Annotated in this window: 12 protein-coding genes; 7 read left to right on the top strand and 5 right to left on the bottom strand. The window is 60.4% G+C overall.

All coding sequences use genetic code 11. From position 1 onward, the window contains the following. Positions 1-8: 8 nt before the first annotated feature. The 3 genes from OC537_RS01925 to OC537_RS01915 form a co-directional block, all read right to left on the bottom strand. On the bottom strand, positions 9-404 hold the full coding sequence (locus OC537_RS01925; RefSeq protein ID WP_262108865.1) for a nuclear transport factor 2 family protein: 396 nt from the start codon (positions 402-404) through the stop codon (positions 9-11). A 54-nt stretch (positions 405-458) separates the two neighbouring features. After that, positions 459-938 carry a GNAT family N-acetyltransferase gene (locus OC537_RS01920; RefSeq protein WP_262108863.1) on the bottom strand — a complete coding sequence of 160 codons (480 nt, stop codon included), beginning with the start codon at positions 936-938 and terminating at the stop codon, positions 459-461. A 92-nt stretch (positions 939-1,030) separates the two neighbouring features. After that, positions 1,031-1,231 (bottom strand): hypothetical protein, encoded by a 201-nt coding sequence (locus OC537_RS01915; RefSeq protein ID WP_163147780.1) that lies wholly within the window; start codon positions 1,229-1,231, stop codon positions 1,031-1,033. A gap of 502 nt (positions 1,232-1,733) precedes the next feature. Here OC537_RS01915 and OC537_RS01910 point away from each other — a divergent pair. After that, the gene (locus OC537_RS01910; protein WP_262108860.1) at positions 1,734-2,999 is read left to right on the top strand and encodes a RidA family protein; all 1,266 of its coding nucleotides are present in this window, start codon (positions 1,734-1,736) and stop codon (positions 2,997-2,999) included. A 94-nt stretch (positions 3,000-3,093) separates the two neighbouring features. Here the strand turns inward: OC537_RS01910 and OC537_RS01905 are convergent, their stop codons facing one another. Both OC537_RS01905 and tkt read right to left on the bottom strand, forming a co-directional pair. Further along, positions 3,094-3,297, bottom strand: coding sequence for a hypothetical protein (locus OC537_RS01905; protein WP_234677077.1), 204 nt, complete (start codon positions 3,295-3,297; stop codon positions 3,094-3,096). Positions 3,298-3,877: 580 nt separating this feature from the next. Next, positions 3,878-5,869, bottom strand: coding sequence for a transketolase (gene tkt / locus OC537_RS01900; protein WP_171275680.1), 1,992 nt, complete (start codon positions 5,867-5,869; stop codon positions 3,878-3,880). 341 nt (positions 5,870-6,210) lie between these two features. On the opposite strand from tkt, the gene metK reads away from it, so the two are divergent. The 6 genes from metK to OC537_RS01870 all read left to right on the top strand — a co-directional run bounded on the left by metK (position 6,211) and on the right by OC537_RS01870 (position 11,385). Continuing rightward, positions 6,211-7,362, top strand: a complete 1,152-nt coding sequence (gene metK / locus OC537_RS01895; RefSeq protein WP_025326202.1) for a methionine adenosyltransferase — start codon at positions 6,211-6,213, stop codon at positions 7,360-7,362. A gap of 68 nt (positions 7,363-7,430) precedes the next feature. Then, positions 7,431-7,970 carry a SprT family zinc-dependent metalloprotease gene (locus OC537_RS01890; RefSeq protein WP_163136242.1) on the top strand — a complete coding sequence of 180 codons (540 nt, stop codon included), beginning with the start codon at positions 7,431-7,433 and terminating at the stop codon, positions 7,968-7,970. Between the two features lie 73 nt (positions 7,971-8,043). Next, positions 8,044-8,742, top strand: coding sequence for an endonuclease (locus OC537_RS01885; protein ID WP_111910305.1), 699 nt, complete (start codon positions 8,044-8,046; stop codon positions 8,740-8,742). Positions 8,743-8,814: 72 nt separating this feature from the next. Further along, positions 8,815-9,546 carry a 16S rRNA (uracil(1498)-N(3))-methyltransferase gene (gene rsmE / locus OC537_RS01880; protein WP_163155550.1) on the top strand — a complete coding sequence of 244 codons (732 nt, stop codon included), beginning with the start codon at positions 8,815-8,817 and terminating at the stop codon, positions 9,544-9,546. A 138-nt stretch (positions 9,547-9,684) separates the two neighbouring features. Then, complete coding sequence (gene gshB / locus OC537_RS01875) at positions 9,685-10,635, top strand: glutathione synthase (protein ID WP_025326198.1); 951 nt, start codon at positions 9,685-9,687, stop codon at positions 10,633-10,635. A 195-nt stretch (positions 10,636-10,830) separates the two neighbouring features. Further along, complete coding sequence (locus OC537_RS01870; protein WP_163147787.1) at positions 10,831-11,385, top strand: YqgE/AlgH family protein; 555 nt, start codon at positions 10,831-10,833, stop codon at positions 11,383-11,385. The last annotated feature ends 179 nt before the right edge of the window (positions 11,386-11,564 follow it).

Genomic DNA, 11,564 nt, shown 5'->3' with positions numbered 1-11,564 from the left:
AAGGCAGATCAGCGGGGGGTGAGCCGCTTGTTGAACAGCTTGAAGCTGGCCCTGGCGATCAGGCCCTGCTCTATGAGGTAGATGCAGAGCATCTCTATGGTGCCTGGCCCCTCCGGGAAGTTGCGGGTGACGCGCTCATGGTCGATGACCACATTGTCGTAACTGTGGCGAGAGAGCAGGGTCGCATGCAGATCCGGCTCTGCGAAGCGCGAGACCATGTTCGCCGCCATCTGCGCCTTGTCCCGGGCGATGATCTCCCCCTCCAGGCTGTACTGGGCAGCATCATCGGCATAGGTGGCCAGCCAGGCCACCACATCCTTGCTGTTATAGGCATCCAGCTGCGTCTGCACTATCTGCTGCGCTGCGACACCCTTGGCTTCCAGCTGCTCTGCTTCAACTCTCATTGATTCCATCCTGCCCTGGCGGGCGTGGTTAGCGTCGGGCGGCTCGCCCTGTGGTCAGCGCTCACTCTCCCACTCCCGAGCGCCAGCCTCAAGGGTGAGAGAGAGTCGCAGCATGTCCTTGTGCTGGATGCCGCTCTCGAAAATGGGGTCGGGGTAGTGGTGCAGAAAGTGATCCTTCACCACGGCATCCACCCTAAAACCGAGGCGCTGATAACAGGTGAGCAGATAACCAAAGGTGCCCGTACCCAGCTCCACCCGCCTGATGCCGCAGGCTGCAAGCTCGGTCAGCCCATGGCGCAGCAGACCGGAGCCTATGCCCTGGCGCTGGTGATCCGGCCTCACGGCGACATTGAAGATTTCGGCCGTCCCCGGGCTCAGGGCCCTGACGACGCAGACCCCGACCAGGATGCCCTGGGCCCGGGCGGCAAAACACCAGGCCCCTGGGAGGTATGACCCTATGCGCTTCTCTGAGGGATCCGCCTCCAGCAACAAGGCGAGGGGGATCTCGGCCGCAGCTATATTTCCGTACTCCATCTTTATCTTCCTTTGCTCCATCGCCGGCCCGTCGCCAGCCAGATGCGGATCGCAAATCAGGGCACCTAACTCCAGACTGAGGATCTGCCGCCTCAGCCCAGAGGCGCAGTGGCGGTGCTGCCATGGCATGCTTCGGGATCTATGAGGCCAGATAAAAAATCACCCCAGAGATTGCGCCATGGCGCTATTTCATGGCCTGCATGACTTGCCCATGCAAATATATTGCATGATATGCCAGCCATATCGCCATTCATATTTTCGCCGAACATGGCTAGCATATTTTCAATCGCCATAATAGCCCCATCATCCGTGCATAAAATACATATCCATGCATGAACAATTGAATTAACTGCACGGCGTTACCACTGATTAACCTATGGTTCACAGCCCGGCTCCCCCTCTGGCGGGAGTGAGCCCCCGTCTCAGGCTGATCCTCCGAAAAATGGGGCTGATTGCACCATCAGCAGGACATTTATTACCTGAATTGAATCGCAACGGGACTATATTTCAGTGCATTGAGCCAACGCATAAAAACGAGATCCCGGTTTGCCCTCCCCCCTTGGCCACTCATAGAATCCCCCTGTCTGAGATATTTCACCCTGTTCCAGCCTCCTTTATCCACTCCCTCTCGGGCGCGGATTGACAGTGATCACCGAGGACCCGATGCCCTTCTATACGTGGCCACGGGCCATCGGTTGCCATACCGGATCTGCCTTGTCGGGTATGGAGGAGCGCGATCGAATGGGGTGGCCCATACCCTGCGATAACAACGAATAGCAAGAAGAGGAATATCCTATGAGTGGCACCATCATCAAGGCTGCAAGAAATACCCCCCATGCCCCCCAGGATCTGGGCCCCTACACCCAGAGCGTGGCCTTCTCCCATTACAACAATATTACCGCCCAACTGCCGGTCGATCCCAGGACAGGCAAGCTGGTGAGTGGCGATATCCAGGCACAGGCCAGACAGTGCCTGACCAATATCCAGGCCATAGTCGAGAGCATCGGCCACGTCATGGACGACATGGTGAAAGTGACCCTCTTCCTCAAGAACATGGGGGATCTGGAGGCGGTCAACGCCGTTTATCGCGAATTCTTCCCCCGCAACCTGCCAACCCGAACCGTGCTGGCGGTGGCCGGTCTGCCGCTTGGCGCAGCCATTCAGATGGACGCCCTGCTCTCCAACGGGGAAGGCACCTTCCCGCAAGCCCCCTGCCCCCTTATCAAGCTCGCCCGAAACAGCTGCCGGGCGCCGGCCGACCCCCTCTCGACCCATACGGTGGCCTTCTCCCACTACAACAACATCGGCGCCCAGCTGCCGGTGGATGCCGCCACCGGCCAGCTGGTTGCCGGTGGCATCCAGGAGCAGGCGGCCCAGTGCCTGCGCAATATCAAAAACGTGCTGGAGAGCATAGATGTGCCCTTTGACGACATCGTCAAGGTGACCGTCTACCTGACCAGCCTCGCGGATCAGGGCGCCGTCGACGAGGTCTACCGCACCTTCTTCCCGGACTCCGCCATCGCCCGCGCCGTGGCTTATCTGCCCGCTCGCTCCGTTGTCAGCGCAACTGCCCTGCCGCTCGGTGCCCGGGTGCAGATGGATGCGGTCATCTCCCACGGTGACGGCACCCCGCCCCAGCTGGTGGAAGACAGACACAACCTGGTGATCCGTGCCCGCAACACCGACCAGGCACCACGCAGCCCGCTCCATAGCCAGAGCGTCGCCTTCTCCCACTACAACCATATCGCCGGCCAGCTGCCGATCGACATGGCCACCGGCAAGGTGCTGACCGGCTGTATCCGTGAGCAGACCGCCCAGTGCCTCGGCCATATCAAGACCATCGTCGAGAGCATCGGCCATGTGATGGACGATATCGTCAAGGTCAATATCCAGCTGAAGAACATCGAGGATCTGGACGCAGTAAACGCCATCTACACCAAATACTTCCCGAGCTATCTGCCCGCCCGCACCGTTATCGGCGTGAGCGAGTTGCCCGCCGGCGCCCTGATCCAGATGGATGCGGTGATGTCCAATGCGGAAAGCACCCCGCCGCAGGTGTAAGATTTGCCTTAAATGATAAAAAGACACCGGCATAAGCCGGTGTCTTTTTATCGGGTGTCAACATTGACAACCTTGTGCGTCAAGTTTTCCTTCGTTAACCGATAAATTGTTTAAGCTCCACCTCTTTCAATTTAAAGGCCTCATATTCCTGCGAATTTCTGCTCTTGGCGGCAGTGATCCATTGTACGCCGGTTTCATCGACATGTTTGAATTCCAGTCTGAATACGTATTTTGCACTGGTGACCATAGCCATCACCATTCCTGCCAGAAAAGCGACGGCGGGGAGAAACAACGTCATACCCTTACCCTGCGCTTCAGTAGGTATAAAGTAGAAGAGGATACTGGATGTAATTAACCCGAACAATAACATGTTTATTAGTTTGTCCTTCCATGTAAGCACTTTTACTTGTACATCAGAGATCCTGTTCAAATCATACGAATCAGAATTTATCTTCAGCTTTCCCTCTGACTTATCAATCAATACAGAACAAGCCATTGTAAATACCCCATCCTTTTTAAAATGCTGTAAATCAACTGGTTTACTTAAAAATCACTCACTACCATGATCGAACGACAAATAACTCGCCTGCCCTATATCACTGGAAACGATACTGCAACGAATACGGATTAATCACCATTCAGATGCACAGCATATTATGAACGGAATCGTATGGCACCAAATAAATGCAGCCATACCGAGAAATTGGAGGTCGCCAACATACTAAGTTGTAAAACTGAATTATTCACTCAGGGTTGACCATGTCTCCCAAAGAATAAAATTTTCTTATAAAAAACGCCCCCCATCTTGCGATGGGGGGCGTCTTATCGTTCCAGCTATTGAGCCAAAGAGGCTCAATGGTCAGCTATTACAGGGGCTATTACAGGGATTCGGCGGTCGCAACCACGTTTTCCACGGTAAAGCCGAATTCCTTGAACAGCAGCTCGGCAGGTGCGGACTCACCGAAGGTGGTCATACCGATGATCTTGCCGCCGAAGCCTACGTACTTGTACCAGTAGTCGGCGATACCCGCTTCGATGGCGACACGCTTGGTGACGCTGGACGGCAGGACGGACTCCTTGTACTCGGCAGACTGGGCGTCGAACACGTCGGTGGCCGGCAGGGAGACCACGCGCACGGCGCGGCCCTTGGCGGTCAACTGCTCATAGGCGGCCACGGCCAGCTCCACTTCGGAACCGGTGGCGATCAGGATCAGTTCCGGGGTACCGGCGCAATCCTTCAGCACGTAGCCACCCTTGGCCACATCGGCCAGCTGCTGGGCGGTGCGGTCCATCTGGGGCAGGTTCTGACGGGAGAAGATCAGGGAGGTCGGGCCGTCATGACGCTCGATGGCGTGCTTCCAGGCGATGGCGGACTCTACCTGGTCACAGGGGCGCCAGGTGCTCATGTTCGGGGTCAGACGCAGGGAGGCGATCTGCTCGACCGGCTGGTGAGTCGGGCCATCTTCACCCAGACCGATGGAGTCGTGGGTGTAGACGAAGATGGCGCGCTGCTTCATCAGGGCGGCCATGCGCAGTGCGTTGCGGGCGTACTCCATGAACATCAGGAAGGTGGCGCCGTAGGGGATGAAACCACCGTGCAGGGCGATGCCGTTCATGATGGCGGACATGGCGAACTCGCGCACGCCGTAGTGGATGTAGTTGCCTGCCGCGCTCTCGGGAGTCAGAGACTTGGAGCCGGACCACATGGTCAGGTTGGACGGGGCCAGGTCGGCGGAACCACCCATGAACTCGGGCAGCAGCTTGCCGAAGGCTTCCAGGGCGTTCTGGGACGCTTTACGGGTCGCGATCTTGGCCGGGTTGGCCTGCAGGGTCTCGATGATCTTGGCGGATTCAGCGGCCCAGTTGGCCGGCAGTTCGCCAACGGTGCGGCGCTTGAATTCGGCAGCCAGGGTCGGGTGCGCGGCTTCATAGGCGGCAAACTTGGCAGCCCAGTCGGATTCGAGCTTGGTGCCTTTCTCCTGGGCATTCCACTCGGCGGCGATCTCGGACGGGATGACGAAAGGCGCGTGATCCCACTTCAGGAAGGCACGGGCGGCGGCGATCTCGTCGTTGCCCAGCGGTGAGCCGTGGCAATCGTGGGAGCCGGACTTGTTCGGGGAACCGTAACCGATGATGGTGCGGCAGCAGATCAGGGTCGGTTTGCCGGTCTCGGCCTTGGCGGCTTCGATGGCGGCGTTGATGGCTTCCGGGTTGTGACCGTCAACAGCCGGGATGACGTGCCAGCCGTAGGCTTCGAAACGCTTGGGGGTGTCGTCGGTGAACCAGCCTTCCACATGACCGTCGATGGAGATGCCGTTGTCATCCCAGAAGGCGATCAGTTTGCCCAGTTGCAGGGTACCTGCCAGGGAGCACGCCTCGTGGGAGATACCTTCCATCAGGCAGCCGTCGCCCATGAAGGCGTAGGTGTAGTGGTCGACGATGTCGTGACCCGGCTGGTTGAACTGCTCGGCCATGGCCTTCTCGGCGATCGCCATGCCCACGGCATTGGTGATGCCCTGACCCAGGGGACCAGTGGTGGTTTCGATGCCAGGGGCATAACCGTACTCCGGGTGACCCGGGGTGCGAGAGTGCAGTTGGCGGAAGTTTTTCAGATCATCGATGGAGAGGTCGTAACCGGAGAGATGCAGCAGGGAGTACAGCAGCATGGAGCCGTGGCCGTTGGACAGCACGAAGCGGTCACGGTCGGCCCACTTGGGGTTGTTCGGGTTGTGCTTGAGGTGGCCACGCCACAGCACTTCGGCGATATCTGCCATTCCCATGGGGGCGCCCGGGTGACCGGAGTTGGCTTTTTGAACGGCATCCATACTCAATGCGCGAATGGCATTGGCAAGCTCTTTACGAGAAGGCATCTGTATCTCCTGCGATTGCTTCATTTGATGGCCAAGATTAAGGCGCGTTATTGTCCCAGCAGGGCGGGCGCGGTGCAAATATTATCTGGGCGAATAAAGTGGCTTTGGGAGCACAATCGCTTTTCTGGCCCGGGAAAACGATTCAATCCGCCCCCTCCCTTACCCCCATCGGGGTGGTTGCCCCCTCAGCCTTGGTCCGGGCGGGTCCAACCCCAAATAGTGCTGGCAATCACCCTGTGACCTAATTAAAATAGACGTCCAGATGTAGATACCTCTACAGACATACCGTCATTTTCCGGTTATGGCCAAGGCGATAACCCCATACGAATCGAGAACCAATCATGGCAAAGCTGTTTACTTCCGAGTCGGTCTCCGAAGGCCATCCCGATAAAATCGCCGACCAGATCTCCGATGCGGTGCTGGACGCCATCCTGGTGCAAGACACCAAGGCGCGCGTCGCCTGCGAGACCCTGGTCAAGACCGGCATGGTGATGGTGGCCGGTGAAGTAACCACCTCTGCCTGGGTCGACATCGAGCAGATCGTGCGCGACACAGTGCGCGAGATAGGTTACACCCACTCCGACATGGGCTTCGATGCCGACTCCTGCGCCGTGCTGAACGCCATTGGCAAGCAGTCCCCGGACATCAACCAGGGTGTCGATCGTACCGATCCGCTGGAGCAAGGCGCCGGTGACCAGGGCCTGATGTTCGGCTACGCCACCAACGAAACCGACGTGCTGATGCCCGCCCCCATCACCTACTCCCACCTGCTGGTGAAGCGTCAGGCCGAAGTGCGCAAGAACGGCACCCTGCCGTGGCTGCGCCCGGATGCCAAGAGCCAGCTCACCTTCGCCTACGACAACGAAGGCAAGATCCTGGGTGTGGATGCCGTGGTGCTCTCTACCCAGCATTGCGACTCCATCAGCCACAAGGATCTGGTGGAAGCGGTGCGCGAGGAGATCATCAAGCCGGTGCTGCCGGCCGAGTGGATCACCAAGGACACCAAGTACTTCATCAACCCGACCGGCCGTTTCGTCATCGGCGGCCCCATGGGTGACTGCGGTCTGACCGGTCGCAAGATCATCGTCGACACCTACGGCGGCATGGCCCGTCACGGTGGTGGCGCCTTCTCCGGTAAGGACCCGTCCAAGGTTGACCGTTCCGCCGCCTACGCCGCCCGCTATGTCGCCAAGAACATAGTCGCCGCCGGTCTGGCTGCCCGCTGTGAAGTCCAGGTCTCCTACGCCATCGGCGTGGCCGAGCCGACCTCCATCAGCGTCGAGACCTTCGGCACCGGCAAGGTGGCCGAGGAGCTGCTGGTCAAGCTGGTGCGCGAGTTCTTCGAGCTGCGTCCCTACGGCCTCATCGAGATGCTGGATCTCAAGCGTCCCATCTACCAGGCGACCGCCGCCTACGGCCACTTCGGCCGTGACGAGTTCCCCTGGGAGAAGACCGACAAGGCCGCTCTGCTGCGCGACGCCGCCGGTCTGTAAGGCTGGCCGTTGTGATAAAAGGGGAGCCTGGCTCCCCTTTTGCTTATCCGCTACCCGACGAGACCTCGATGTCTGCCACCAGAGCTCAACTCGACACCTCCCTGCTCCAGCTGCTGCACCAGCGGGTCGACGCCTGCTTTGTGCAGGCGGAGGCGCGCCTCGGCCGTTCCTTCCCGCGCCCGCAGATCCACTGCAACATGCGCGGCCGGGCGGCGGGGTCGGCGCGGCTGCAAACCTGGGAGCTGCGCTTCAACCCAGCGCTCTATGAGGCCAACCAGCAGGCCTTTCTGGCCGAGGTGGTGCCCCACGAGGTGGCGCACCTGCTGGTCTATGCCCTCTGGGGAGAAGGGCGCGGCAAGTCCCGGGTGCTGCCCCACGGCCGCCAATGGCAGTCGGTGATGCGGGAGCTGTTTGCGCTCGCCCCCAACACTACCCACAGCTTCGATCTCGCGGTGCTGGCCCAGCGCACCCATGCCTATGCGTGCGCCTGCCAGCAGCATCGGCTCTCGGTGCGCCGTCACAACAAGGTGGTGCGCGGCGAGGCCCGCTATCACTGCCGCCGCTGTCGCCAGCCCCTGGTGTTACAGCCGGGCTCGCCAGCGGATTGAGTCAACCCGTGTCGCGCCCCTGTGTTAGGGTGCGCAGCTTCTTCAGCCAAATGTTTCATTGCCAAGGATCTTCATGTTTCGCTCTCTGCTCACCCTCAGTGTCGGCCTGCTCATCAGCCTGCCGTTCATCAGCTCGCCCCTGCAGGCCCAGACCTTTCGCGCCGCCAAGCAGGATCTGAACAAGCTCTATCAGAGCCACCCCACCACCTTCTATTGCGGCTGCAACATCAAGTTCAGCGGCAAGCAGATGGCCCCCGACTGGGAGAGCTGCGGCTATCTGCCGCGCAAGCAGGCCAATCGCGCCTCTCGCATCGAGTGGGAGCACGTGGTCCCCGCATGGGAGTTCGGCCACCAGCTCCAGTGCTGGCAAGAGGGCGGGCGCAAGAACTGCGGCAAGAGCGACGAGTTCAACAAGATGGAGGGGGACATGCACAACCTTTTCCCCGCCATCGGCGAGGTGAACGGCGATCGAGCCAACTACCGTTTCTCCGACTGGAACGGCAAGCCGAACCAGTACGGCAAGTGCCAGATGCTGGTGGACTTCAAGGATCGCCGGGTGCAACCGCCCAAGGGGCCGGTGCGCGGCCAGATAGCCCGCGCCTACCTCTACATGGGCCAGCAGTATGGGCTGCGCCTGGCCGCCCAACAGCGTAAACTGTTCGAGGCCTGGGACAGGCAGTACCCGGCCGACCGCTGGGAGTGCGAGCGCAACCTCCGCATCGGCAAACTGCAGGGCAATACCAACCCCTTCATTGAAAAGCAGTGCCAATAGCCCCATTTGACAGGGAAGGGACCCCCCCTTCCTATCATGAAACGCGTTCAAGCCAAGAGATTGTGATCAGCCATGCGCATTCCACGTATCTATGAACCGGCCGCCCTGCAGGTGGGCCAGACTCTCGCCCTGTCGGAAGACGGTGCCAACCACATCGGCCGGGTGCTGCGCATGCAGCCGGGTCAGCAGCTCGAGCTGTTCAACGGCGACGGCAACCAATATGCCGCCACCATCACAGGCGTCGGCAAGAAGTCGGTGGAGGTGCGCATCGACAGCTGCGAGGCCCGCTCGGTGGAGTCACCCTTCGCCATCCATCTGGGCCAGGTGATCAGCCGTGGCGACAAGATGGACTTCACCATCCAGAAATCCGTGGAGCTGGGCGTCACCTGCATCACCCCGCTCTTCTCCGAGCGCTGCGGCGTCAAGCTGCCCGCCGATCGGTTGGAGAAGAAACGCGAGCAGTGGCAGAAGGTGGTGATCAGCGCCTGCGAGCAGTGCGGCCGCAATGTGGTGCCAGAGGTGCGTATGCCGATGGAGCTGGACGCCTGGCTGGCGGAAGAGACCAAAGAGCTCAAGCTCAACCTGCACCCGCGCGCCCCTTACAGCATCAACACACTGCCGGTACCCGAACACGGGGTGCGGCTGCTGATCGGCCCGGAAGGGGGCTTGTCCAGCGACGAGATCGCCCGTACCGTGCAAGAGGATTTCAAGGAGATGCTGCTGGGGCCGCGGGTGCTGCGCACCGAAACCGCCGCCCTGACCGCCATTACGGCGCTGCAGTGCCGCTTCGGCGATCTGGCCTGAAACCAGTCCAATGTCTTACTGCGAGGTCATGATCAAGGCTCATGCGCTGCTCTTTACCTTGCTGACGACCTCTAGTGACAGACCTTGAACAAGTGTTAAGAATCTCACTCGCAATCGAGCCACCAAAAGGAATCTCGGATGACCATCAAACTCGGCATAGTGATGGACCCCATCTCGGCCATCAACATCAAGAAGGACTCCAGCTTCGCCATGCTCGAAGAGGCGCAAAAGCGCGGCTACGAGCTCTTCTATCTGGAGATGAAGGATCTTTACATGCAGGCGGGGCGCGCCTTCGGCACCATGCGTCCGCTCACCGTCAAGCATGACTACGCCCACTGGTTCAGCCTGGGGGAGGTGGTCGATCAGCCGCTGTCCAGCCTGGACGTGATCCTGATGCGCAAGGATCCCCCCTTCGACACCGAGTTCATCTACGCCACCTATATGCTGGAGCGGGCCGAGGACGAGGGTTGCCTCATCGTCAACAAGCCCCAGAGCCTGCGCGACGCCAACGAGAAGCTCTACACCGCCTGGTTTGCCGAGCACACCCCGACCACCCTGGTCACTCGCCGCGCCGACAAGCTGCGCGCCTTCCACGCCGAGCACAAGGACGTGATCCTGAAGCCCCTGGATGGCATGGGCGGCGCCTCCATCTTCCGCATGAAGGAAGATGACGCCAACGTGGGGGTCATCATCGAGACCCTCACCGCCCACGGCAGCCAGTACTGCATGGCCCAGACCTTCCTGCCCGCCATCAAGGATGGCGACAAGCGGGTGCTGGTGGTGGACGGCGAGCCCGTGCCCTACTGCCTGGCCCGCATTCCGGCCCAGGGAGAGACCCGTGGCAACCTGGCGGCCGGCGGCCGCGGCGAGGCGCGTCCCTTGAGCGAGGCGGACTGGGCCATCGCCCGTGCGGTGGGCCCCACTCTCAAAGAGAAGGGACTCATCTTCGTCGGGCTCGACATCATAGGCGATCGGCTGACCGAGATTAACGTCACCAGCCCGACCTGCATCCGTGAAATCGAGGCGGCCTTCCCGGTGCATATCACCGGCATGCTGATGGATGCCATCGAACGCCGGCTGGGAAAATAACCCCAGGTGACGCCCCCTCGAGGCCGTCACCCAGGCAGTGATACCACAGGGGCCAGCGCGGCCCCTGCTCTTTTCTGTTGCGCGACGATGTGAGCCAGCCCCCGGACTTCCGGGGTTTCTGCGCGAAAAAGCGGTTTTGCCCGCCGCCGTCAACTGCCATAATCACCCCAAATACCTTTGCACTCTTTGATATCTATGCAAACACTGCAAAACCACTTTTTGCTCGCCATGCCGAGCCTCACGGACGTCTACTTCGAACGCTCCCTGGTCTATCTGTGCGAGCACAGCAGCGAGGGAGCCATGGGACTGGTGGTCAACATCCCGGTGGACATGTCCCTGGACGCCATGCTGACCAAGCTCAAGCTGAGCCCCCCTGCCACCGCCGAGATGAAGCAGCCGGTGCTGCAGGGCGGCCCGGTCCATGCTGATCGCGGCTTCGTGCTGCACAGCTTCAGGCCCGGCTTCAACTCCACCCTGCAGGTGAGCGACGAGATGATGGTCACCACCTCCAAGGACATCCTCGAGACCCTGGGCACCGCCGAGGCGCCGGACCACTGGCTGGTGGCCCTGGGTTACGCCGGCTGGAGCGCAGGGCAGCTCGAGCAGGAGCTGGTGGATGGCGCCTGGCTGGTGATCCCCCCCAACCCCAGGCTGGTGTTCGACACCCCCATTCACCAGCGCTGGCAGCAGGCCGCCGCCAGCATAGGCGTCAATCCTCTGCACCTCTCCAGTCAGGTGGGGCACAGTTAGATCCCTTGTCACGCTCTTTAGTTGGTGCAGTTCCCATTTAGTGCCCCTCATCCCCAGCCCTTCTCCCGCGAGGGGAGAAGGGGGTAAATCGGCACGTTTCGGATATATCTGCGGCAACCAGTCAGCTAAAACGGAGTTAGCCAGATTCGAGCGAGCATAACCTCGGCAGGTTCCCTCTC

Source organism: Aeromonas sp. Marseille-Q5825 (assembly GCF_946892685.1).
GTDB classification, from domain to species: domain Bacteria; phylum Pseudomonadota; class Gammaproteobacteria; order Enterobacterales; family Aeromonadaceae; genus Aeromonas; species Aeromonas rivipollensis.
The sequence above is the reverse complement of the archived record's forward strand: the minus strand, read 5'-3'. Positions and strand labels throughout refer to the sequence as shown.